The sequence below is a fragment of the Streptomyces sp. NPDC057137 genome (assembly GCF_042670825.1).
Lineage (GTDB): Bacteria > Actinomycetota > Actinomycetes > Streptomycetales > Streptomycetaceae > Streptomyces.
The window spans coordinates 62,316-83,722 of sequence record NZ_JBHUUW010000012.1 but is presented as its reverse complement, the minus strand read 5'-3'; the positions used below and the strand labels follow the sequence as shown (position 1 = coordinate 83,722).

Here is a 21,407-nt window from a genome sequence, read left to right as displayed (position 1 = left end):
CTCGTCAGCAGAGACCCCTCAGGCCCCGGCTCCGTGCCGCTCGCTCAGGCCCCGACCTCGAACGAACGCAGCCACAGCTCCAATGTCAGGACCAGCCACAACTTGCTTCCCTGGCGCGGCAGCAGCGTCCCCTCCCTCCGTAGCCACGACCGGATCGTGTCCTCACGGAACAGGCCACGGGCCCGCGCCGACCTGCCGAGCAGCAGGTCGTGGCCCAGCTCGCGCAGGGGCCCGTCCAGCCACTGCTGGACCGGTACGCGCATCCCGCTCTTGGGCCGGTCCACGATCGTCGGCGGCAGCAGGTCCCGTACCGCCTCCTTGAGGATCCACTTCTCGCTCGTCCCCGCGAGCTTCAGCCGGGCCGGCACCCGGAACGCGTGGTCGACGACGGCGCGGTCGAACAGCGGTGCGCGGCCCTCCAGCCCCTGGGACGCGGTGATGCGCTCCACCTTGGTGAGGATGTGGTGGGCGCCCTTGGTCCGCAGGTTGGTGTGGAGCAACTGGTTGAGCAGGCTCGTCATCCGGCCCTGACTCAGATACGGCGCCAGCAGCTCCGTCACGGGCGGCGCGTCCGCCAGCTCGGCCAGCACACCGGGCGTCAGCAGCACCGGCAGGTCGCCGTGGCACTTGCGGTACGAGTCGACGTAGGCCCGCGCCCGCGAGTCAACGCCCGCCTCGTCGCGGTGCAGTTCGTGGATGAGCATCGGCAGGTTCTTGGGGCCGCCGAAGACCGGGTCGCCGCCCTCCCCGTTGAGCACCACGCTCATGCCGTCCGCCGCGACCGCCTCGGCGAGCATCAGGTTGGGCACGGTGAGCGGGTCGCCGACCGGGCTGTCCAGCAGCGCGACGGTCTCCGGCAGCCGGGCCGCGACCGCCTCGCCGGGCACGGTGAGGACCTGGTGCTCGGTGTGGCAGTGGGTGGCGACCAGTCCGGAGTAGGCGAGTTCGTTCGGGGCGTCGCCGCCGAAGCTGATCGAGTACGACCGGACGGCCTGGTCGTGCAGTTTGGCGGCGAGCGCGGTGACCAGGCTGCTGTCCACACCGCCGGAGAGCAGAACGCCGACCGGTTCGGCCGTCGGCAGCCGCCGCGCGGTGGCGGACTCCAGCAACTCGCGCAGCTCCCCCGCGTGTTCGGCGGCCGGACGCTCGTCGACGACCTCGGCCGGCTCCCAGTACGTCTCCTCCACGGTGGAGCCGTCGGGCTTCAGCCGTACGCACCGCCCCGGCAGCACCTCGTGGATCCCGCGCAACAAGGTCTCCCTGCCGGGCAGATACGCGAAGGTGAGGAACGACCGGACAGCCGGCAGATGCAGCCCGGTGTCCAGCGCGGGCCAGCGCTGGAGCGCCCGCAGCGAGGTGGCCGCCGCCCACGCGGCCCGGTCGCCCGTGCCGGCGCGGGCGTGGAAGAGGGTGCGGGCACCCATGTGGTCCCGTACGAGGACGAGTTCGTCCCGTTCGGCGATGGCGAGGGCGAACATGCCGTCGGCGGCGGCCAGCCCGGCGGTGCCGAACCTGACGTACGCGCGCAGGAGCAGTTCACCGTCGGAGCAGTCGCCCGGGACACCGTCCGCACCGAGCCGGGAGCGGAGTTCCGGCGCGTTGTGGAGCGTGACCTCGCCGATCGCGTACACGTCGCCCACCCGGTACGGCCCCGCCGCCGCGCCGGGCCCGTCGAGCAGACCGAGCGCATGACGGCCGTCGTCCCGCGTCCGCACGGGACGACCGCCCATGGCCGCCACCTGCCCGGCCGGGTCGTCGGCGGTCAGACACGCACACCAGCGGGACATCGCATCCCCCTTCTTCTCTTCTTCTCTCTGTTTCTCAACTCCTGCGGCCTGTCGGCCCATCGGCCCCGAGAGGCCGGAACACCCCCGGCTCAGCCGAAGTCGTCGTCGCTGTCACCGGAGCCGGATCCGTCGCCCCAGTCCCCGTAGCCACCGTCGCCCCCACCTCCGCCGCCGTCGCCGCCCGACGCGCTCGCCTCGGCCTGCCGGCGCAGTTCCTCCTCCTCTTCCGGGGAGAGAAAGGTGGGCGGCATGGTCAGCGCCGCGCCGACGACGGCACCGGCGGTCACCGCGCCCAGGACGGTGCCCAGCCGGCCGCCGAACGACGTCCGGTTCACCGTCAGCACCCCGTCGCTCCACAGCGTCCGGCCGTAACCGGCCTCCCTGCCGTAGAGGGGCCGGCGCCCGTCGGCGTACACGCGCTTGACGATGCGCCGTCCCAGCAGCTCGTCGGTGCCCGAACCACCGCGCTCGTCCCGCCACTGCACGACGCGACCGCCCCGAGCACCGCCCACCGCACTGCGCCACTCCTGGCCGCCGTCCGAGTAACGCCGGTGGACCGTGCGGTCGGCGAGCAGTTCGTCGGTGTAGGTGATCTCCCGCCTCTGCGGCTGCGGCACTGCGGTTCCTCTCATGCGGTGGGCCAGCTCAGGAAACCTGACCGACGTACCTGACGAAGCTCGGTCAACTGCGAGCGCGGCGTGCGTACTTCCCGTACGAGACGGTGCACCGTACGGAGCAGTGACGCCGGGTTCACGGCGGCGACCTCCACGAATCTGCCGCGTCGCAGCCAGTCGCGCTCCCAACGACTGAGCTGAAACGCGAGCCCCTGATCAAGAACGGAACCTACGCCCGGACCTGGACCCGAACCCGGACCCAGCCCCTGACCGGGACCGGAACCGGGACCGGCTGCGGGAAAGGCCGTCGGAACGGCCGCGTACGCCGGGCCACGCCCGTGCACCAGATGCAGTGCCCCCGCCTGCCGGGGCCGCAGCCCCAGCGGGACGACCCGCACCCCGTCCGGTATGTCGACGGACCGGGCGAACCGCGCGGGAAAGGTGAGTCCGCGCGCGCTCGCGTCGTGCAGGAGATAGACCGTCGCCCGCTCCGCCAGCGCCAGCATCCTCAACACCCCCTGGTCGAGGGGTAGTTCGGAGGCACCGTACACCGGGCACGCCGACTCCATCGGCACCCCGTTGGCGCGCAGCATGGCGGCGATGTCGTCGGACTCGCACACCAGCACTCTCGGCAGCCCGTAGTCGAACAGGTCGGGTTCCGGTGTGTGCCGTCCGGCCGTCTGCCGGGGCTTCGGCACGACGGGTGGCAGCAGGCCGTCCACCGAGCCGGGACCGTGGCGCCGCAGCGCGGCCAGGTACGCGTCGTACGTCAGCGCCGGGGCAGAGGTGAAGTGCGCCCGCCGGGGCGCCCGGTGCCACGGCATCAGCACCCGGCACACCTCGTAGTACAACTGCCGTTCGGTGAAGCGGAGTTGTCCGGGCGCGGCGGCATTCTCCGCCGCCGTCCGCAGCACGCGGTCGAGGATCGCGTCCTTCATGACGCCGTCGGCCAGGTGAGGAACCCGACCTGCTGCGCCCGGCCCCGGTCCGGGTCGGCCAGCCCCTCCGCCCGGTCCACCGCCCGCGCGACCACGGCCAGCAGCTTCGCCGGCGGTACGGCCGCGAGCGGGGACCACCAGCCACGGGTCAGCCAGTCGGCCTCCTCGGCGGTCAGCGCCGACGACGACGTACGTATCGCGTCCAGGTCCCCGGAATCCAGCGGCTTCCGCAGCCGTACGGCGTTCTTCTTGTCCATCACCGTGCGCGGCAGCATCCCGGCGACCACGACCCGGCCACCGAGCGCGGCCCTGGCCCTGGACGCGAAGGCGAGCCCCGCCGGGCTGGCGTCGTGCAGCACTATCCCCACAACTCCCTTTTCACCAGGCTGAGTCGGGCCGGTGGATATGTTCCGGAGCTGGTCGACCGACTGCACCAGCGCGAGCGAGTGCGTCTTGTGCGCCCCGTTCAGCGTGAGGCAGGCCAGCACGTTGCGGTCCGGGCAGAGGATGGCCAGCCTCGGGCCCGGCCCGCCGACACCGGGGATCACCGGGTACTGGGCGCGTCCCTTGTCCGTCAGCCCGGCCGGCGGCCCGCCGTAGACGGCGACCCAGCGGTCGATGATCGCGGACCGGAAGACCTCGGTCGACATCGGCACCCGCACCGTGCCGGTCCGCTTCGCACGACGGGAACCACGGGCAGTCAGCAGGAGACTCAGCGCCAGGAACACCACGCCCACCAAGACGACGGGGCGCACCACATCCGGATCGAACCCGGAGCTGCCACTGATCACCACCACGAGGAAAACCGTCAGGACCACGAGGAAGGTGGCGATGCATCCGTACGCCACAGCCCCGGCGGGGGTGTGGTTGCGCGCGGCGGCGTACCAGAGCTGGGTGGGCGTGTAGCGCAGACCCTCGCCGTTGCCGAGCTTCTCGATGAGCTTGCGCATCCGGACGTCGTGCAGGCGGAACGTGTTGTCCTTCGGTTCGAGCGCGAAGGTGCGCTTGCAGACCGAGCAGGTCCTGCCCCCTCGCTCCCGGTAGCGAAGGCTTTTCTCACAGTGCGGGCAGATCACAGCGGCCCCCTCCAACTGCCCCGGCAAGCGCATGGTTTCGTTATGTCGACCGGACAGATCCTAGACGACGGAGCTTGATTCACATGTCCAATTCCCATACAAGAATGAAACACGAGGCGAACGCGGAGAACGAGGTCCACGACGTCGCCGAATTCACGGATGCGGCCAGGAATGTCGTCACGCCGGTGCTGCAACTCCCCGAAAAAATCGCCCTGGCCGTGGTGAATGCCTTCACGAAGGTCGTGAGAGACGCGAAGAGAAGCGAATCAGCCACTACCCAGAACAAGGATGGGATAACCCGTTTCCAGACTTTCGAGGAGGGCGATGTCTATATGCTCGAAGCACCCTTCGACGATTTCTTCGCCGATCGCTATCTGATGGATTTCTACAATGTGGAGGAGCGCGGCGTCTGCTCCCGCATGCATCTGCACACCGGTCTGCGCTTCGTGCGGATGATGACAGGCCCGGACACACGGATCCGGGTGAGCAGCCTCTCCCCGTTCGAGATCACCGGCGTCGCCGGGGTGACTCCCTTCTCCTTGCGGTCCTTCGAGGACGAACTGCCCGACACCCCACCGGGTGTGGAGCGGACCCGCTACAACCTGGTCGTGCCGCCCTGCTCCTTCGTGGACATGCAGATCCCGCGCGGGGTGAGCCACCAGTTCAACGCCGTCGGCGAGCACGCCGTGATCGATTCCGTGCACCCCGAGGAGTCCGTGGAGACATTCCGCGAAAAGATGTCCGGGTTCAAGATGATGGCCCAGACGGTATTCCTCGCGGACGAACTCCCCGCATCGGACACCTGCGCGGATCTCCCCACATGACAGCGGACGGCTACACGTCGCCCTCGGACGACGTGGAGGTCGTGGACGTCGTGGAGAGTCGGCGCAGCCATTCCGTCATCAGTGCCACTTCGGCCGTACTGAGCCCCGACTCCGGCGACCGCCCCAGCAGCACGTTCAACTGGGCCGCCGCTGCGGGCAGTTGTGTCCTCGTCGCAGCCCGCGTGCCCGCACCACCCTCCGCCTCCGCCGCCACGTCCGGGGTGAAGACGGTGGCGTGCACGGCGTCGCGAACCCGCCGGGAGGTGTCCCTGTCGGTGAAGGTCGAGGGACGGGCGACAAGCATCAGCGCCACCCCGACGTTGGCCGACATGACGACCTGGGCAGCCGCCTCGGGCGCCAGCCGCAACTTGCCGTCCGCCGCGGCCCGCCGCAGATCCCTGGTGAGGATCTCGTGGGACTCCAGGGCCGCCGCCGGCGGCGTACGCATCGCGGGGGAGTACATCAGCCGGTACAGATTCGGGTTGTCCAGCGCGAACTCCACATGGCTGTCCCAGCCCTTGCGCAGATCCTCTATCGGATCGTCCTCCGGCGCGCGCTGCCGCTTGGTCTCCAGGTACTTGTCGAAGCCGTAGTCCACGACGGCGGACAGCAGCCCTTCCTTGTCCCCGAAGTGCCGGTAGAGCGCCGGGGCACCCACCTGCGCGGCCTCGCACACGGCCCGGGTGGAGACGTCCCCGTTGGGCGACTCGGCGACCAGTCGGGCCGCGACTTCCAGGATCCGCGCGCGTGTGCTCATCGCGGACGACCGTATCAAGGGCCCCGTAGCGCTGTTACGCACGAGGAGCAGCCGGGGCAGTAGGAGCGGCGTGAGCAGCCGAACCGGTGGCGGCATGAGGAGTGAGAAGGTCGCCCAGGCCGATACGGGTGAGGAACTCGGCCCGTATTCGGTCCGCGACCCGGCTGACCTCTTCCGAGCCGTCGTTCGCGGGGTCCACATGAACCCGGAACGGCCTTGTGCCGTACGGGGCGTCCACCACGGCGACGATGGCGTCGGCGACCTGGGACACGTCGGCGTCGGCCGGCGCGAGGTCGGCCAGGCGCTGCGCGACCTGGTCCATGAGACCGGCGTACCGCTCCTCGTAGGCGGGGACGACGTTCTGCTCGGCCGGGTGGCCGCCGGTGATGAAGTGGTTGGTGCCGGAGGTGAAGGAGCCGGGCACCACGATGCTGGTCTCGATGCCGAAGCGGGCCAGCTCGGCCGCGTACGAGACGGCGAGGGAGTCCATGGCGGCCTTGGCGGCGAAGTACGGCGCGAGATAGGGCGGAGTGCCGCCGCGACTGGACGTGGAACCTATCCACAGGACCAACCCATGTCCCTGGGCCCGGAGATGGGGCAGTACGGCCCTGTTGACGCGCTGGGTGCCGAGCACGTTCGTGTCGTAGACGGCCATCAGCTCCTCCGGCGTGAACGCCTCGGTGGGCCCGGTGACCATGTGGCCCGCGTTGTGCACGATCGCGTCGAGCCCGCCCGCCTCGGCGAGCACGGTGGCTGTGGCGGCGTCGGCCGACTCCTGGGACAGCACGTCCAGCTCCACCGTACGAAGGTCCACTCCGTGCTCGGTGGCGTACGCCCGAGCCTCGGCGACCCGGTCGGCGTTACGGCCCGTGGTGTCGCGCATCGCGGCGTAGACGGTGTGCCCCGCGCGGGCGAGGGAGCGCGCGGCGAGCGCTCCGAAGCCGGAACCGGCGCCCGTGATCACGATGGTTTTCGCGGTGTCACCCATGACGGAACTCCACTCCTCGATCGATAGGAAGAAACAGAAGGAACAGCTCGGAACAGAAGGAACCCAGAACAGAACGAACAGATGGAACAGACGGGACTCGGAAGGAGCGGCGGCCGTGGGCCGTCAGATGATGCCGCCGTTGGCACGCAGAACCTGGCCGTTGACCCAGCGGGCCGGTCCTGCAAGGAAGGAGACGACCTCGGCGATGTCCTCCGGGCGGCCGAGCCGCTCCAGCGGGGCCTGGGCGGCCAGGTTCGAGATGGTCTCCTCGTCCTTGCCGTCCAGGAACAGGGCGGTGGCGGTCGGTCCGGGCGCCACCGCGTTGACAGTGATGTCACGTCCGCGCAGCTCCCTCGCCAGGATCAGCGTCATCGCCTCGACCGCGCCCTTGCTGGCCGCGTACGCCGTGTATCCCGGGAAGGCCAGGCCGAGCACCGAGCTGGAGAAGTTGATGATCGCCCCGCCGCTCCGCAGCCGGCGCGCGGCCTGCTGGTCGACCACGAACGTGCCGCGGATGTTGGTGCGGTGGATACGGTCCAGCGCGTCCAGCTCCGTATCGACCAGCGGCGTCACCGACATGACACCCGCCGCGTGCACGAGGACGTCCACGCCGCCGAAGGCTTCCTCCGTCGCGTCGAAGAGCGCCGACACCGCGACCTCGTCGGCCACGTCGGCGCGGAAGGCCATGGCCGTACCTCCCGCCTCGGTGATGGCGGCCACCGTCGCCTCCGCCTCGGTCCGATTGCCCGCGTAGTTGACGACGACGGCGTGCCCGTCCGCCGCCAGGCGCTCCGCGCTCTCCCGGCCGATCCCGCGGGACCCGCCGGTGACGATCACTACTCGACGCGCTGTGCTCGGCTGCTCGCTCATGACGTTGCTCCCTGGATAGCGGTGTTCGCCTTCCCGACAACAACAACGCTAACATGTTCGACGTAGCATCGCTACCCCTCTCCGTAACATCGCTACGCACCGCGCCGACATGACCGCTACGACCGCTACGACCACGACCGTCGCGCCCGCTCTCCGGGGCCGACGGAGTGATTCGAAAGAAAAATCCCGCGAGCTGTCGAGAAGCCGTCATCGGCTCCGACGTCCCCTGTGAGAGTTGCCCACGAGGGGTGACAGCACGGCACAGCAAAGGGAGCGACATCATGAAGTACCTGGTGATGGTTCAGGGTTCGCAGGCCGACTACGACGCGATGAACGGCAAGGCGTCCGAGCACAGCGCGGCCTGGAACGAGAAGGACATGCAAGAGATGTTCGCCTTCATGGGGGCGGTCAACGACGACCTCGCCGAGTCCGGTGAGCTGATCGACGCGCAGGGTCTGAGCGCGCCCTCGCAGACGCGCTTCGTCGGCGCGGACAAGGACGGCAAGCCGGTGATCACGGACGGCCCGTACGGTGAGACGAAGGAGCTGCTGGCCGGCTACTGGGTGCTCGACTGCGCGAGCCTGGAGCGGGTCACCGAGATCGCCGCGCGCGTCGCGGCATGCCCCCAGCCCGAGGGCGTCCCGTCCTACCCGGTCGTCATCCGGCCCATCCAGGAGGGCCCGCAGATCGACGGCTGAGACACGGTGCGCGCCCCGGTCCGACGGGGTGTAATACGCGGTGTGAAAGCCGGAACACACGACGGAACAAACGACGGCACGAACGACGCCGCGAACAACGCCGCGAACGAGGGCACGGGCCGACCGACCGGCCCCACCACGACCGAGGACCTGCTGCGCCTGCACGCGCCGCAGGTCCTCGGCGCGCTCGTCCGCCGCTACGGCCACTTCGACCTCGCCGAGGACGCCGTACAGGAAGCGCTCATCGCCGCCGCCCAGCAGTGGCCGGCCGACGGCCCGCCCGACAACCCCCGCGGCTGGCTGATCCGAACCGCCTCCCGCCGTCTCGTCGACCAGTTCCGCAGCGAAGAGGCGCGACGCAGGCGCGAGGAGAGCGTCGCCGCGCTCACGCCCAGGGACGCCTTCACCACGCCGCCGCCCGGTGAGAGCCGGGCCCCCTCGGAGGACGACACCCTCACCCTGCTCTTCCTCTGCTGCCATCCCGAACTGCCCGCCGCCGGCCGGACCGCACTCACCCTGCGCGCCGTCGGCGGTCTGACCACGGCCGAGATCGCCCGCGCGCATCTGGTGCCCGAGGCGACGATGGCGCAGCGCATCAGCAGGGCGAAGCAGAAGGTCAAGGGCGTGCCCTTCCTGCAGCCGGGCCCCGAGGACCGCGACCGCCGGCTCGCCACCGTGCTCCAGGTGCTCTACCTGATCTTCAACGAGGGCCATACGGCCACCTCCGGCAGCGAGTTGCGGCGCGCGGACCTCGCGTACGAGGCGATCCGGCTGACCCGGGCGGTACGGCGGCTGCTGCCGACGGAGGGCGCCGTGACGGGCCTGCTCGCGCTGATGCTGCTCACGGAGGCGCGGAGCGCGGCCCGCACGGGACCGCACGGCGAACTCATCCCGCTGGACGAGCAGGACCGCGCCCGCTGGGACCGCGCCGCGATCGACGAAGGTACGGCGCTGGTCGAGGAGGCGCTGTCCCAAGGACCCGCCGGTGCCTACCAGTTGCAGGCCGCGATCGCCGCGCTGCACGACGAGGCGGCGAGCACCGAGGACACCGACTGGCTCCAGATCGTGGCGCTTTACGACGAGTTGCTACGCCGCGCTCCCGGGCCCGAGCCGATGGCCGAGCTGAGCAGGGCGGTGGCCGTGGCGATGGCGCACGGCCCGGCGGCCGGACTCGCGGAACTCAAAGGTCTGGAGCAGGAGTTGGCCGGACACCACCGGCTCGACGCGGTGCGGGCCCATCTGCTGGAGAAGGCGGGCGACACGGAAGGCGCCCTGGCCGCCTACCGGTTGGCGGCCGAGCGCACACTCAGCGTGCCGGAGACCCGCTACTTGATGATGCGGGCGGCCCGCCTGCGCGCCTGACGCCCGCGCCCGTCCCCGCGCCCGCGCCTGACACCCGCGTCTGACGCCCGCCCGCCCCCACTACAGCACTACAGCGGATCGCCGAGCGGCCCGAACTCCGCGACCAGCGACCTCGCCCAGTGCGCGGCGAAGTCCGGCCGCGTACCGTCCTCGTCCGTGAAGCCGTACTCCTCGTACAGCCCCCACGTGGCCAGCGCCCGCCCCGACTTGGCCATGATGTCCGCGTCGGCGGCCAGCGCGGCGACCGCGCGCCCCAGATACGCCGGGCTCTCGGAGTGGGCGAAGTTCGGGTCCTTGGCCACCGCGTCCCGCCAGGTCTCCTCGGTGACGCCGAGGCCCTCCAGCATCGCCTCGGAGCGCAGAAAGCCGGGCGTGATCGCGACGGCGGCGACGCCGTACGGCTTCAACTCGGCCGCCTGCGCGACCGCGAGGCGGATCACCGAGGACTTCACGAGGTCGTAGAAGAAGGTCCCCCGGTAGCGGGCGGTGTTCCCGTCCGTCACCTCCACGACCAGCCCGCTCCGGCGGGCGACCAGCAGCGGCAGCGCGTAACGGCTGGTGATCACATGCGTGTCGACCGCCTGCCGCAGCAGCCGGAACCCGGCGTCCAGGTCCTGCTCCCACAGCGGATGCTCCCAGTCGGTCAACGGGTCCCCGCCCCAGACGGAGTTGACGAGGATGTCCAGCCGCCCGTCCTGCTCGGCGGCGATACGGTCGACCAGGGCGCGTACGTCGTCGGGACTGCTGTGGTCGGTACGGACGGCGATGCCGTGCCCGCCGGCGGCGGTGACCAGATCGGCCGTCCCCTCGACGGTCTCGGGGCGGTCGAGGTCGGAGCGCCCGGCGGAGCTGCTGCGGCCGGTGACGTACACCGTCGCGCCGGCCGCGCCGAGTTCGACCGCGATGCCGCGCCCGCCGCCCCGGGTGCCGCCCGCGACGAGGGCGACCTTGCCCGCCAGCGGGCGCGACGCCTCAACCGCATCCTTCATGATTCCTCCTGGTCAGCGGGTACGAGCAGGGTCCACGGGCAGGTCAGCGGGCGGATCAACAGGCAGGTCAGCGGGCAGGTCCACATGCCGAACCACAGGCCGAACCGTGTGCCGGGCCAGCACCTCGTCGATCTCCTGCCGCATCCGCTGCGCGAGCGTGCCCTCACGGTCGAGTGCCCAGATCAGCCCGGCGCCGCCGGCCATCGCCTGTACGGAACGGGCCAGCGGCCCGACGTCCGTCCCGCCCCTCAGCTCCCCCGCCGCGACGGCGGCGGTCAGCAACTCCTCGACGGCGCGCCGCTCGGCCCGGTGAACGGTGAGGGCGTGCGCGTGGAACTCCGGATCACTGAGGTCCAGACAGAGGAACGCCAGATGATTGGCGTACGTCTCCGGAGTCGTCATCGGCTCCATCGACTCCACGAGCAGCGCGGTCAGCGCGGCGAGCGCCGAACCGTGCGCGCGGCGCAGCCGCTCCGGCGCCGTACGGGCCTCGGCCTCCGCCCTCTCGGCGGCCCGCTCGGCGAACACGAGCAGCAGACCGCGCTTGGACCCGAAGCGCTGCATGAGCGTGCCCGGTACGAGGCCCACCTCGCGGGCCACCGCCGCGAGCGTGAGCCCGGCGGGGCCGACGCGTCCGACGACGTCGGCGGTCGCGCGCAGGATCGCGGCGTCGTCCACGCCACGGGGGCGTCCGACCACGGTGACTCCTCCCTCACTTAATAAATGCACGTTCATTCATTAAATAGGACACCGACCAGAACGGCAACAGAACACCGCTCTGCCCCGCTCCATCCCGCCCCGCCCCGGACCGAAAACCGAGGCGCGGCGGGCCTGGACGACAGGTACCGGTTACGGCGTCAGCGCCTCCGCCGGCAGCCGGATCCGGGTCGCCGAGGTGCCGGGACCCTTGGGGGTCGGGGGCAGCCAGCGGGTGATGCCCGCGCGGTCGTGGAGCAGGTCCGACTCCTTGTACCGGTCGCAGCCGGCGTGCCAGACGAGGATGCCGGAGAGCCAGTTCTCCAGCTCCTTCACATAGCCGTCGAGGACCGCGCGCGCCTCGTTGTCCAGGGCGAAGTCGTCGTACAGGACGGGGAGTTCGTTGGCCGCGACGTGCTGGAACTGGCGCATGCGGCCCTTCATCAGGTCATGGACGATCGCGACGCCCGTCGGGTAGTCGCAGTTGAAGAAGGACTGCACCACCAGCACGCCGTTGTGGACCTCGCCCTCGAACTCGATCTCCTTCTGGTACGAGAAGAGGTCGTTCATCAGGCACGCGTAGTCCTGGGCCGCGTTCTCCAGGGACCTCATCGGACCGCTGCGGTAGATCTCCGGCGGCACCACCTGGCCGTGGCCGATCCGGGACAGGCTCATCGTCATGTTGGAGCCGAAGGTCTGGCGACGCATCTCGATGTAGTCGACGGGGTCTGGAATGCGGTTCTGGATCTGGTTGACCAGCTCCCAGACCCAGCTCGCCGTCATCTCCTCGACGGACGCGCGGAAGGCCCGGCGGGCGTCCGCGTCCATCGGGCCCGCCGTGCGGACCCACAGGTCGGCCAGTCCGCGCTCCAGCCCGCTGAGCGGTGGCGGGGTGTCCAGCGTCTCGATCGGCATGAAGAGGGACAGGCGTTCGTTGCAGACCTTCGCCGCCGCCAGATTGCGGGTGTTGCCGTACACGACGGGGAAGTAGTCGTCGCCGTACGTCCCCCAGGCCAGCCAGTCCGAGGTGAGGTCGAGCCCCTCGGGGGTGGCGTCGGGGTGGATGCCGGCCGCGCAGAGCGGGAGGTCGATACGGCGGATCCGGTCCTCGTCCCAGACGTCCGAGCCGGGGACGCCCGGCTGGCCCTCCAGGATGCCCATCCGGCCCGCCCATTCCACGACGTGCTCCCGCGACGCCTCCAGATACGGACTGAGCCTCGCCGTGAAAGGCATCTCGAACTCGGGCAGGATCGACGGCCCCACCCGCTGGTACGGCACATGGCTGTGGCCGCGCACCCTGGCGGGCGCGCCGTTGCCGAGGCTCTTGAGATAGTCCGACGCCGCTGTCCCGCGCCCGACCGGGGTCAGCGAGAACAGCGGCCCCGCCGTCTCCCCCGCCCCGGCCCTGCCGCCCGCCTCCGCGCCGTTCATGTACCGGCTGGAGCGCATGTGCCACTCGTGGCCGCCGGACTGCCAGTCCTGGAGGCCCTTCACATACGCCAGGGTCCCCGCCGCCGCGACCGGATCGATGCCCTTCTCCACGAAGAGCGGGCCCAGCTCGGTCAGCGCCGTGTTCTCGAACTGGTGGAGGCGCGACGTCAGCAGGTCGTTGACCGCGTCGGCCGCCTCCTGCGTCGTGCAGCCCAGGAACGTCTCCAGGACGAGCACCCCGTTGCTCAGCTCGCCCTCCTCCTCGATCTCCCGCTGGTACGAGAAGAGGTCGTTGCGCAGATGGACCCCGTCGGAGAACGAGTCCCGCAGGACCCGCATCGGACGGGACTCGGCGATCTCGGCCGGCACCTCCGCCCCCGCCGCGTACTCGATGAGCCCGGCCGACCACGGCGCCCCGCCGACCTTGCGGCGCATCTCGATGTACTCGACGGGATTCGCGATCCGCCCGGCATTGATGTTGGCGAGCTCCCAGAGGGATTCGTTGAGCAGATTCTCCGTGCTCTCGGCGAACCGCGCCCGCCAGTCCAGGGACATCGACGGGACCGTGCGCTCCCAGAGATCGGCGAGACCCGCCTCCACCGGATTGGTCGCCTCGGGAAATCCGTCGGCTAGATCCATCGGCATGAAGGCGGCGAGCCGGTCGAGATACGCCTTGCCGCCGGCACGGTCCGGCGTTCTCTTGAAGATCTCCAGGAAGTGGTCGTCGAAGAAGAAGACCCACACATACCAGTCCGTGACCAGCGACAACTGCGGCCCTGTGCAGTCGGGATGGGTGTACGAGCACAGCAGCGCGTAGTCGTGGGCGTCGAGATCGCTCTGCTCCCAGATTCCCGAGCCCTCCAGCATCCCCATCTCCCGTGCCCACGTCCGGGAGTGCTCCCTGGCCTCCTCCAGACGTGGATTGATACGCGCCGGATAAGGCATGTAGAAATCCGGCAGTTCAAAGGGCTGTGTCACTGGTGCGCGGCCTTTCCCGAGGATTCCGGAGGATTCCGGCAGCTGTCCGTGTCCAGCCCTACCCCTCGCCCCGTACCGCCATCCGCGCCACAAAACAGTCATATGAACACACCGTCAGGGCGTGGCCTCCCTGAAATTTTCCATGTCCCGGTCCACCATCGGCCCATGAGCACGACGATTCGCATCGCACAGCAGCCCGAGGCCGACGAACTCCTCGGCCGCAGCCCGTTGGCCGCGCTGGTCGGCATGCTGCTGGACCAGCAGGTGCCCATGGAGTGGGCCTTCTCGGGGCCGTACACCATCGCCGTACGCATGGGGGGTGACGATCTGGACGCGCACGCGATCGCCGCGTACGACCCCGAGGCCTTCGCCGCGCTGCTCTCGGAGAAGCCCGCCGTGCACCGCTACCCGGGGTCCATGGCCAAGCGCGTGCAGCAGCTCTGCCAGTTCCTGGTCGCGCACCACGACGGCGACGCCTCCGGGGTGTGGCGAGATGTCGCCACCGGCGCCGAACTGCTCAAGCGGCTGACCGAACTCCCCGGCTACGGCAAGCAGAAGTCGCAGATCTTCCTCGCGCTGCTCGGCAAGCAGTACGGCGTACGGCCCGAGGGCTGGCGCGCGGCGGCCGGCGCGTACGGCGACGAGGGGTCGTTCCGCTCGGCGGCGGACATCACGGGTCCCGAGACCCTGGCCAAGGTCCGTGCGCACAAGCAGGAGGCCAAGCGCGCCGCCAAGGCGGCGAAGTCGGCGGAGTCGGCCAAGGCGGCGAAGTCCCCGGAGAGCTGAACGGACGCCGACGGGCGCGCGGCCGACGAGCATGATTTGTGGCACATCTGTTCCCCTACAACGCCCCAGGTCGCTAACTTTCGGTAGCTCACTTCGCAACGCTCCTGCTCGTCCGCACTCGTTCGCATCGGAAGGACCCCTGTGAACGCAACGTCCCGCAGACTCATGGCAGTCGCAGCCGCCACCGCGCTCGCCGCCCCGCTTCTGCTGTCCGCATCCTCCGCCTCCGCGCACAACCGGCCCGACCCGGCGAGGGACGCGGCGAAGCTCTCCAAGAAGCTCGTCAAGGAGGCGTCCGGCAAGGACGCGTACAAGCACCTGAAGAAGTTCCAGGACATCGCCGACTCCGCCGGCGGCCACCGCGCCGCGGGCTCGCTCGGCCACGACGCCTCCGGCGCGTACGTGTACAGCCTCCTCAAGAAGGCCGGCTACAACGTCTCGTACGACACCTTCGAGTTCACGTACATCGAGACGCAGGCCCAGACGCTCAAGGTCACCGCGCCCACGCCGCGCGACTCCGAGATCACGGCCATGTCGTACACGAAGTCCACGCCCAAGGGCGGGATCGAGGCGGCCCTCGCCGTCGTACCGGTCGACGCGACCACCGGCTGCGAGGCCGGCGACTACGCCGCCGGCGCGTTCACCGGCAAGATCGCGCTCATCCAGCGCGGCGGCTGCGACTTCGCGGTGAAGCAGCAGACGGCGGCCGCCGCGGGCGCGGTCGCCGCGATCGTCTCGAACAACACCGAGGGCGCCCTCAGCGGCACCCTGGGCGACCCGGCCGCGGCCAGGATCCCCACCGGCGGTGTCACCCAGGCCGAGGGCGCGAAGCTCGCCGCCGAGGCCGCTGCCGGCCCTGTGACGGTCTCCCTGGACATCCGTCAGCTCCAGCAGAAGCGCACCACCCGCAACGTCATCGCCGAGACCAAGGGCGGCAGCGCTGCCAACACCGTGATGCTCGGCTCCCACCTGGACTCCGTCACCGCGGGCGCGGGCATCAACGACAACGCGTCGGGCTCCGCCGGTCTGCTCGAAGTCGCCCTGGACCTCGCCAAGTCGCGCGAGAAGCCCGCCAACAAGGTGCGCTTCGCGTGGTGGTCGGCCGAGGAGCTCGGACTGCTCGGCGCCGAGGACTACGTGAAGGGCCTCAGCCCCGAGCAGGCCGAACAGATCAAGCTCTACCTGAACTTCGACATGATCGGCTCGCCGAACTTCGGCCAGTTCGTTTACGACGGCGACGACTCGGACGGCGAGGGCGCGGGCGCGGGGCCGGAGGGCTCGGCGCAGTTGGAGAAGGGCATCACCGACTTCCTCGACAGCAAGGACTACCCGCACGAGGGCACGGACTTCTCCGGCCGCTCCGACTACGGGCCGTTCATCGAGGTCGGCATCCCCTCCGGGGGAACCTTCACCGGTGCCGAGGGCATAAAGACCGCGGACCAGGCGGCGAAGTTCGGCGGCGAGGCGGGGGTCGCGTACGACCCCTGCTACCACGCGGCCTGTGACGACCTCGACAACATCAACAAGGAGGCGTTCGACGTCAACATCGACGTCATCGCCGACGCGGTGGGCCACTACGCCCACGACCTGAGCCCGCTCACCGCGACGGCCAAGGCGGATGCCTCCGCCAAGCTCAAGCGCGGCGCGGCCGACGGCGACACCGGTGTCGGTGCGTCGAACGCCCACGAGCACGAGTCCCGGGCCTGACCGACCGACGGCCTGACGGCCCGACCGACTGACAGCCACTCACCGCGGGCGCCGAGGGAGCGAGTTCCCTCGGCGCCCGTCGTGCGTCGTGGCTTGGCCCCGGCTTCGTCGAGCCCTCGTCGAGCCTCTTCAGGAGGCGATCAGGAGCCGATTTGGACGGCGACGTCACCGGACGGGATGGTTCCACTCATACGTCGCTCCTACTTTGAACCATATGCATCCTTTTGCACCACCGCGCCATGGCTGCGCCCGGAGGCGCTCGCCCGGTAGGCTTTCCGTGTGATCTTCAAGCGCATCGGTAACGGGCGGCCGTATCCCGACCACGGCCGGGAAAGCACCCGGCAGTGGGCGGATGTAGCGCCGCGCCCGGTCCGCCTCGATCAGCTCGTCACCACCAAGGGCCAACTGGATCTGGAGACGCTGCTCGCCGAGGACTCGACCTTCTACGGAGACCTCTTCGCGCACGTCGTGAAGTGGCAGGGCGACCTCTATCTGGAGGACGGACTGCACCGCGCCGTCCGCGCGGCACTCCAGCAGCGGCAGGTACTGCACGCGCGCGTGCTCGAACTGGACCTGGGCTGACCTGACCGCCCGTCGAACCGCCTGAACCGTCCGAACCGTCTGACGGGCCCTCAACCGGCTCGGGACTGAGCCTTTCGGGGCCTTTCCGGCCTCTACGGGCCCAACCTATTGATCATTTAGTAGGAATCACTACCGCCGCGCACTACGCTGCGGCCATGAGCATGCTCACCCCCCCAGGCATGGGCGGCAAATATCGCATTACGGGTGCCAAGTACCCCCGCATGCGCCGCCCCCGTCACCGCCACAGGATCGTGCTCGCGGCCATCGCCGCGGTCGTCGCCCTCGGCCTCGTCGGCTGGGGGACCGTACAGCTCATCGACGTGTTCACGGCGGACGACGGTACGAAGAAGAAGACCACGACGGCCTCGGACCGGAACCGTAAGCCCGGCTGCAAGCCGTCCCAGTCGGCCGTGGCCGCCAAGACGCTCCCCAAGCCGGCCCAGATCAAGGTCAACGTCTACAACGCGACGCCGCGCGCGGGACTCGCCAAGACCACCGCCGACGAGCTGAAGAAGCGCGGCTTCGTCATCGGCAAGGTCGGCAACGCGCCGGCGGCGTTCGACAAGAAGATCCCCGGCACGGGGATACTGCTCGGCGCCCCGGCCGCCGCGGACGGGTCCTTCACGGTGCTCGGCGCCCAGCTGAAGGGCGCGAAGCCCCAGCACGACGCCCGGCAGACCAAGGACGTGGACCTGCTGCTCGGCACGGCCTTCAAGACCCTGAACGTACAGAAGGACGCCGACCGGACCCTGGCCACCCTGACCAGGCCCACGACCGGCGCCCCCTGCTGACCCGCACCAGAAACTGAGGGCTAGTCGACCGTCCCGTACAGGCGGTCACCCGCGTCGCCCAGCCCCGGAACGATGTACCCGCGGTCGTTCAGCCGCTCGTCGACCGCCGCCGTGACGACCGTGACCGGCGTGCCCGCCAGCTCGCGCTCCATCACCTCGACGCCCTCGGGCGCCGCGAGCAGCACCACGGCCGTCACGTCGTCCGCGCCGCGCTTGATCAGCTCACGGATCGCCGCGACCAGCGTGCCGCCGGTGGCCAGCATCGGGTCCAGGACGTACACCTGCCGCCCCGAGAGGTCCTCGGGCATCCGGCTCGCGTACGTCGACGCCTGAAGCGTCTCCTCGTTACGGATCATCCCGAGGAAACCGACCTCGGCGGTCGGCAGCAGCCGCACCATTCCGTCGAGCATGCCGAGACCGGCCCGGAGGATCGGCACCACGAGAGGCCGCGGGTAGGACAGCTTCACACCCGTGGTCGCCGTCACCGGAGTCTCGATGTCGACCTGCTCGGTGCGCACGTCCCTGGTGGCCTCGTACGCGAGCAGCGTGACCAGCTCGTCGGCGAGGCGTCGGAAGGTAGGGGAGTCGGTGCGCTTGTCGCGCAGCGTGGTGAGTTTGTGCGCGACCAACGGGTGGTCGACGACATGAATCCGCATGCCTCCACAGTAACCGCGGCCCGGCCGACGGCCCCCGCTGGCATCAATCCCCCGCTCGCAGGGAAGGTGATGGGGCACGCGTACAGGGGTCACAGTCAACCGAGTCGTGGGGTGGTGGGGCGGCGATGCCGGACCGGCAGCGGCGGAATCCGCAGGAGCGCGACGGCGACCGGCCGGCCGGCACCGAGCCGGCCGCCACGCCCGACAGCGAGCCCGACGCCCCGTCCGACACCGTCTCCGATGCCGCGTCCGACACCGTCTCCGACGGGAGCGACGCGGCCCGCCGGCGGCGGCGTGCGCAGTTCCTGCGGGAGTTGAACGAGGCCAAGGCCCTGCGCGAGCGGGTGAAACCTCGGCAGGCCCGCGCGGCCCGGATGCGCCAGCAGATGCGGATGCGGACCTTCCGCTGGTAGTCGCGCGGGAGCCACCCGGCGGCCCTCCGACCGTCGCGGGACGGCCACTTGGGCATCGGCCGACGCCCTCCTCACGGCCCTCCCACACCCCCGCCGCGCCCCCGCCCCGGCACGCGTCCACCCCGGTCCAAAAAAATGCCTGCACGACGCAACGGCGGAAGACCTCTCGCAATCGCCGGGTTTCTGCCACGATTCCGAGTAGTGGGCGGGGCAGAGCGCAGCGCACCGCCGAATCGTCACCTCTGACCAGTGGGAGAGTCACGGTGTACTTCGCCGCACTGCTCGCGCGCACCGAAGACGGGTGGGAAGCGAGCGACACAGAGCTCGACGACGTGGAGACCTTGTCGGATCTGACCGATCTGGCCCGCGAAGCCTCGGTTGACGAGGACACGGTGCTCGTCTTCATCGAGCAGGAGGACGCCTGGTTCGGCGTGCTCCGCGTGGAGGGCGAGGAGGATCCTCGCATCTACGTCTCCGACGCGGCCATGGCCGCACGCTCCTCTTACGGGGAGATCCTCACGGACGAATTGCTCGGCGGGGACGATGACGACCTCGCCGACGCCTTGGACACGCTGGACCTCGACGGCACCGAGGACGGCGAGACTGAAGAGCAGGAGGACACGGAGCACTCGGACGGGAGCACCGGCCCCGCCGACGCGGCCGGACCCGGAACGGTACCGGCGGGACCGGCGGGCGACCGCGCGATCCTCGCCGACCTGGGCCTCTCGGAGGCGGAGTTGCTGGCACTGGAGACGGACGCCATGTCCGAGATCGCGGACGCGCTGGGCGCCTCCGAGGTGCTGGAGACCGCGCGCTAGTGACGGAGCACGACCCGGTGCGTGAGCCGTGGCGGGCGCCGATGCGCCTCGCCCTGGAACAGGCCGCACGCGCGGCACCGGCCGGCGATGTGCCGGTCGGCGCCGTCGTGCTGTCCCCGGACGGCTCGGTCCTCGCCACCGGCCACAACGAACGCGAGCTGACGGGCGACCCCACCGCGCACGCGGAGGTCCTGGCGCTCCGCCGGGCGGCGGCGAAGCTCGGCGCCTGGCGGCTGACCGGCTGCACGCTCGTGGTGACCCTGGAGCCGTGCACGATGTGCGCGGGCGCGCTCGTACAGTCGCGGGTGGCCCGCGTCGTGTACGGGGCGCTCGACGAGAAGGCGGGCGCGGCGGGCTCGCTCTGGGACGTCGTACGGGACCGCCGCCTCAACCACCGCCCGGAAGTGATCCACGGGGTGCTCGCCGACGAGTGCTCCGAGCTGCTCACGGCCTTCTTCCGGGACCGCCGGATTATCGATTTCTGAGCACGGGCCACCTTGGGCTAAGCTCTCTCTCGGTAGCGTGTCCGAGCGGCCGAAGGAGCTCGCCTCGAAAGCGAGTGTGGCGTAACCCGTCACCGTGGGTTCAAATCCCACCGCTACCGCTTGTATGACGAAGGGCCCGGTTCATTGAACCGGGCCCTTCGTGTTGCCGCGGGTACCGCGCGGCGGTCAGCGAAGCCGGGCGATGACCTTCGCGAAGTCGGTCATGTGCGGTTCGAGTACGGAGAAGTAGGTCAGGCCGTACGTCTCCCAGTAGCGGTGCAGTGTCTCGGTGATCTCGTCGGGCGAGCCCGCCAGTACGTTGGGGAGCCGGCGGATCTGGTCCTCGGTCAGGTTCGGGGCCAGGCGGCGGGCTGCCGTCAGGTCCGGGGTGGCGGCGGACGGGGGCGTGAGGGCCACCGCCGATACGAACAGGTTCAGCTCCAGGTGGCCGAAGCGGGCGCCCGCCTCGGCGCGGACGTAGTCGACTCGCTCGGCCAGGACCTGCTGCGGGTCCCCGCCCGGCGGTGTCCTGAGCGACATGACCGGGAAGCCGACGATGTCCGCCTCGCGGGCGGCCAGCCGCAGCACGCGGTCGCCGATACCGGCCACCAGCAGCGGTGGGGCGGGGCTCTGGCGGACCGCGGGCACCTGGTCCGAGGTGGCGAACAGCCGGTGCAGTTCGGCGACGGTGTGCGCCAGGTGGTCGACCCGTTCCGCGGGGGCGGGGTACGGCAGCTCCGCCGTACGGAACTCGGCCTCCGCGTAGCCCGCGCCGAGGCCGACCTCAAGCCGGCCGTCGGTGAGCTGGTCGGTGTCGGCGATGTCCCTGGCCAGCAGCGCGGGCCGGTAGAAGCCGGCGTTGAGGACGAGGGTGCCGAACCGCAGGGTGGTGGTCGCGTCGGCGGCGGACACCAGCGCGGGGAACGGCGCCGGCATCCCCATGTGGTCGGGGACCTGGAGCACGTCGTAACCGAGGTCCTCGGCCTGTCGGGCCTTGGCCTGCCAGGCCGAGCGCGATCCGGTGGCCAGCATGCTGACGCCGAAGCGGAAGGGGCGGGTGGGCATGGCTTCCTGGCTTCCTTTCGATGGGACCGATGTCCCGGGAAGTTCCCTTTTGGAGCTTTTCGTCATAATAGTCGCCCACGCGACAGGGCCCGGCCT

22 protein-coding genes and 1 tRNA gene are annotated in these 21,407 nt (G+C 70.3%); 11 read left to right on the top strand and 12 right to left on the bottom strand.

Annotated features, from left to right (window positions below; all coding sequences use genetic code 11):
* Nucleotides 1-44 precede the first annotated feature (44 nt).
* From ACFT9I_RS13210 to ACFT9I_RS13195, 4 genes are all read right to left on the bottom strand, one after another.
* Nucleotides 45-1,787 carry an asparagine synthetase B family protein gene (locus tag ACFT9I_RS13210; protein ID WP_382563658.1) on the bottom strand — a complete coding sequence of 581 codons (1,743 nt, stop codon included), beginning with the start codon at nt 1,785-1,787 and terminating at the stop codon, nt 45-47.
* A gap of 89 nt (nt 1,788-1,876) precedes the next feature.
* Nucleotides 1,877-2,404 carry a hypothetical protein gene (locus tag ACFT9I_RS13205; protein ID WP_382563656.1) on the bottom strand — a complete coding sequence of 176 codons (528 nt, stop codon included), beginning with the start codon at nt 2,402-2,404 and terminating at the stop codon, nt 1,877-1,879.
* Between the two features lie 11 nt (nt 2,405-2,415).
* Entirely contained in the window at nt 2,416-3,339 is a 924-nt protein-coding gene (locus ACFT9I_RS13200; RefSeq protein ID WP_382563655.1) for a hypothetical protein, read from the bottom strand.
* A complete protein-coding gene (locus ACFT9I_RS13195) occupies nt 3,336-4,448 on the bottom strand; it encodes a hypothetical protein (protein WP_382563653.1) in 1,113 nt (370 codons plus the stop codon). Before ACFT9I_RS13195 ends, ACFT9I_RS13200 begins: the two co-directional genes overlap by 4 nt.
* A 71-nt stretch (nt 4,449-4,519) precedes the next feature.
* Here ACFT9I_RS13195 and ACFT9I_RS13190 point away from each other — a divergent pair, with 71 nt between their 5' ends.
* A complete protein-coding gene (locus ACFT9I_RS13190; RefSeq protein ID WP_382563651.1) occupies nt 4,520-5,239 on the top strand; it encodes a hypothetical protein in 720 nt (239 codons plus the stop codon).
* A 10-nt stretch (nt 5,240-5,249) separates the two neighbouring features.
* Here the strand turns inward: ACFT9I_RS13190 and ACFT9I_RS13185 are convergent, their stop codons facing one another.
* From ACFT9I_RS13185 to ACFT9I_RS13175, 3 genes are all read right to left on the bottom strand, one after another.
* Nucleotides 5,250-5,996 carry a TetR/AcrR family transcriptional regulator gene (locus ACFT9I_RS13185; RefSeq protein WP_382563649.1) on the bottom strand — a complete coding sequence of 249 codons (747 nt, stop codon included), beginning with the start codon at nt 5,994-5,996 and terminating at the stop codon, nt 5,250-5,252.
* A gap of 34 nt (nt 5,997-6,030) precedes the next feature.
* Nucleotides 6,031-6,984, bottom strand: a complete 954-nt coding sequence (locus tag ACFT9I_RS13180; RefSeq protein ID WP_382563647.1) for an SDR family oxidoreductase — start codon at nt 6,982-6,984, stop codon at nt 6,031-6,033.
* Nucleotides 6,985-7,107: 123 nt separating this feature from the next.
* On the bottom strand, nt 7,108-7,854 hold the full coding sequence (locus ACFT9I_RS13175; RefSeq protein ID WP_382563645.1) for an SDR family oxidoreductase: 747 nt from the start codon (nt 7,852-7,854) through the stop codon (nt 7,108-7,110).
* Between the two features lie 281 nt (nt 7,855-8,135).
* On the opposite strand from ACFT9I_RS13175, the gene ACFT9I_RS13170 reads away from it, so the two are divergent.
* Together ACFT9I_RS13170 and ACFT9I_RS13165 are read left to right on the top strand one after the other, a co-directional pair.
* Nucleotides 8,136-8,552, top strand: a complete 417-nt coding sequence (locus tag ACFT9I_RS13170) for a YciI family protein (protein ID WP_382563644.1) — start codon at nt 8,136-8,138, stop codon at nt 8,550-8,552.
* Between the two features lie 150 nt (nt 8,553-8,702).
* Nucleotides 8,703-9,914, top strand: coding sequence for an RNA polymerase sigma factor (locus ACFT9I_RS13165; RefSeq protein WP_382563795.1), 1,212 nt, complete (start codon nt 8,703-8,705; stop codon nt 9,912-9,914).
* A gap of 68 nt (nt 9,915-9,982) precedes the next feature.
* Here ACFT9I_RS13165 and ACFT9I_RS13160 read toward each other — a convergent pair whose 3' ends face one another.
* From ACFT9I_RS13160 to ACFT9I_RS13150, 3 genes are all read right to left on the bottom strand, one after another.
* Nucleotides 9,983-10,903, bottom strand: coding sequence for an SDR family oxidoreductase (locus tag ACFT9I_RS13160; RefSeq protein WP_382563642.1), 921 nt, complete (start codon nt 10,901-10,903; stop codon nt 9,983-9,985).
* A 12-nt stretch (nt 10,904-10,915) separates the two neighbouring features.
* A complete protein-coding gene (locus ACFT9I_RS13155; RefSeq protein WP_382563641.1) occupies nt 10,916-11,602 on the bottom strand; it encodes a TetR/AcrR family transcriptional regulator in 687 nt (228 codons plus the stop codon).
* Nucleotides 11,603-11,752: 150 nt separating this feature from the next.
* Nucleotides 11,753-14,008, bottom strand: a complete 2,256-nt coding sequence (locus tag ACFT9I_RS13150) for a germacradienol/geosmin synthase (protein ID WP_382563639.1) — start codon at nt 14,006-14,008, stop codon at nt 11,753-11,755.
* Between the two features lie 165 nt (nt 14,009-14,173).
* Between ACFT9I_RS13150 and ACFT9I_RS13145 the strand changes: the two genes are divergently transcribed.
* The 4 genes from ACFT9I_RS13145 to ACFT9I_RS13130 all read left to right on the top strand — a co-directional run bounded on the left by ACFT9I_RS13145 (nt 14,174) and on the right by ACFT9I_RS13130 (nt 17,874).
* On the top strand, nt 14,174-14,794 hold the full coding sequence (locus ACFT9I_RS13145) for an HhH-GPD-type base excision DNA repair protein (RefSeq protein WP_382563637.1): 621 nt from the start codon (nt 14,174-14,176) through the stop codon (nt 14,792-14,794).
* Nucleotides 14,795-14,959: 165 nt separating this feature from the next.
* The gene (locus ACFT9I_RS13140) at nt 14,960-16,501 is read left to right on the top strand and encodes a M28 family metallopeptidase (RefSeq protein WP_382563636.1); all 1,542 of its coding nucleotides are present in this window, start codon (nt 14,960-14,962) and stop codon (nt 16,499-16,501) included.
* Nucleotides 16,502-16,780: 279 nt separating this feature from the next.
* On the top strand, nt 16,781-17,083 hold the full coding sequence (locus tag ACFT9I_RS13135) for a type II toxin-antitoxin system VapB family antitoxin (RefSeq protein WP_023540426.1): 303 nt from the start codon (nt 16,781-16,783) through the stop codon (nt 17,081-17,083).
* Between the two features lie 155 nt (nt 17,084-17,238).
* Complete coding sequence (locus tag ACFT9I_RS13130) at nt 17,239-17,874, top strand: LytR C-terminal domain-containing protein (RefSeq protein WP_382563635.1); 636 nt, start codon at nt 17,239-17,241, stop codon at nt 17,872-17,874.
* Nucleotides 17,875-17,894: 20 nt separating this feature from the next.
* Here the strand turns inward: ACFT9I_RS13130 and upp are convergent, their stop codons facing one another.
* Nucleotides 17,895-18,530: a uracil phosphoribosyltransferase gene (upp, locus tag ACFT9I_RS13125; protein WP_382563634.1), complete on the bottom strand. Its 636-nt coding sequence runs from the start codon at nt 18,528-18,530 to the stop codon at nt 17,895-17,897.
* Between the two features lie 125 nt (nt 18,531-18,655).
* Between upp and ACFT9I_RS13120 the strand changes: the two genes are divergently transcribed.
* The 4 genes from ACFT9I_RS13120 (at nt 18,656) to ACFT9I_RS13105 (ending at nt 20,365) form a co-directional block, all read left to right on the top strand.
* Nucleotides 18,656-18,943 carry a hypothetical protein gene (locus ACFT9I_RS13120; RefSeq protein WP_382563632.1) on the top strand — a complete coding sequence of 96 codons (288 nt, stop codon included), beginning with the start codon at nt 18,656-18,658 and terminating at the stop codon, nt 18,941-18,943.
* Nucleotides 18,944-19,206: 263 nt separating this feature from the next.
* On the top strand, nt 19,207-19,761 hold the full coding sequence (locus tag ACFT9I_RS13115; RefSeq protein WP_382563630.1) for a hypothetical protein: 555 nt from the start codon (nt 19,207-19,209) through the stop codon (nt 19,759-19,761).
* A 41-nt stretch (nt 19,762-19,802) separates the two neighbouring features.
* Nucleotides 19,803-20,246 carry a tRNA adenosine(34) deaminase TadA gene (gene tadA / locus ACFT9I_RS13110; protein WP_382563793.1) on the top strand — a complete coding sequence of 148 codons (444 nt, stop codon included), beginning with the start codon at nt 19,803-19,805 and terminating at the stop codon, nt 20,244-20,246.
* 31 nt (nt 20,247-20,277) lie between these two features.
* Nucleotides 20,278-20,365 (top strand) — tRNA-Ser (locus tag ACFT9I_RS13105).
* A gap of 67 nt (nt 20,366-20,432) precedes the next feature.
* Here the strand turns inward: ACFT9I_RS13105 and ACFT9I_RS13100 are convergent.
* Nucleotides 20,433-21,311 (bottom strand): TIGR03621 family F420-dependent LLM class oxidoreductase, encoded by an 879-nt coding sequence (locus ACFT9I_RS13100; protein WP_382563628.1) that lies wholly within the window; start codon nt 21,309-21,311, stop codon nt 20,433-20,435.
* Nucleotides 21,312-21,407 lie beyond the last annotated feature (96 nt).

Bases quoted from the DNA above. Each gene is read 5' to 3' on its own strand.
- ACFT9I_RS13120 (WP_382563632.1), top strand. From the start codon at position 18,656: ATGCCGGACCGGCAGCGGCGGAATCCGCAGGAGCGCGACGGCGACCGG.
- upp (WP_382563634.1), bottom strand. From the start codon at position 18,530: ATGCGGATTCATGTCGTCGACCACCCGTTGGTCGCGCACAAACTCACC.
- ACFT9I_RS13185 (WP_382563649.1), bottom strand. From the start codon at position 5,996: ATGAGCACACGCGCGCGGATCCTGGAAGTCGCGGCCCGACTGGTCGCC.
- ACFT9I_RS13210 (WP_382563658.1), bottom strand. From the start codon at position 1,787: ATGTCCCGCTGGTGTGCGTGTCTGACCGCCGACGACCCGGCCGGGCAG.
- ACFT9I_RS13145 (WP_382563637.1), top strand. From the start codon at position 14,174: ATGAGCACGACGATTCGCATCGCACAGCAGCCCGAGGCCGACGAACTC.
- ACFT9I_RS13190 (WP_382563651.1), top strand. From the start codon at position 4,520: ATGAAACACGAGGCGAACGCGGAGAACGAGGTCCACGACGTCGCCGAA.
- ACFT9I_RS13170 (WP_382563644.1), top strand. From the start codon at position 8,136: ATGAAGTACCTGGTGATGGTTCAGGGTTCGCAGGCCGACTACGACGCG.
- ACFT9I_RS13175 (WP_382563645.1), bottom strand. From the start codon at position 7,854: ATGAGCGAGCAGCCGAGCACAGCGCGTCGAGTAGTGATCGTCACCGGC.
- tadA (WP_382563793.1), top strand. From the start codon at position 19,803: ATGCGCCTCGCCCTGGAACAGGCCGCACGCGCGGCACCGGCCGGCGAT.
- ACFT9I_RS13140 (WP_382563636.1), top strand. From the start codon at position 14,960: ATGGCAGTCGCAGCCGCCACCGCGCTCGCCGCCCCGCTTCTGCTGTCC.
- ACFT9I_RS13160 (WP_382563642.1), bottom strand. From the start codon at position 10,903: ATGAAGGATGCGGTTGAGGCGTCGCGCCCGCTGGCGGGCAAGGTCGCC.
- ACFT9I_RS13195 (WP_382563653.1), bottom strand. From the start codon at position 4,448: ATGCGCTTGCCGGGGCAGTTGGAGGGGGCCGCTGTGATCTGCCCGCAC.
- ACFT9I_RS13130 (WP_382563635.1), top strand. From the start codon at position 17,239: ATGAGCATGCTCACCCCCCCAGGCATGGGCGGCAAATATCGCATTACG.
- ACFT9I_RS13180 (WP_382563647.1), bottom strand. From the start codon at position 6,984: ATGGGTGACACCGCGAAAACCATCGTGATCACGGGCGCCGGTTCCGGC.
- ACFT9I_RS13200 (WP_382563655.1), bottom strand. From the start codon at position 3,339: ATGAAGGACGCGATCCTCGACCGCGTGCTGCGGACGGCGGCGGAGAAT.
- ACFT9I_RS13100 (WP_382563628.1), bottom strand. From the start codon at position 21,311: ATGCCCACCCGCCCCTTCCGCTTCGGCGTCAGCATGCTGGCCACCGGA.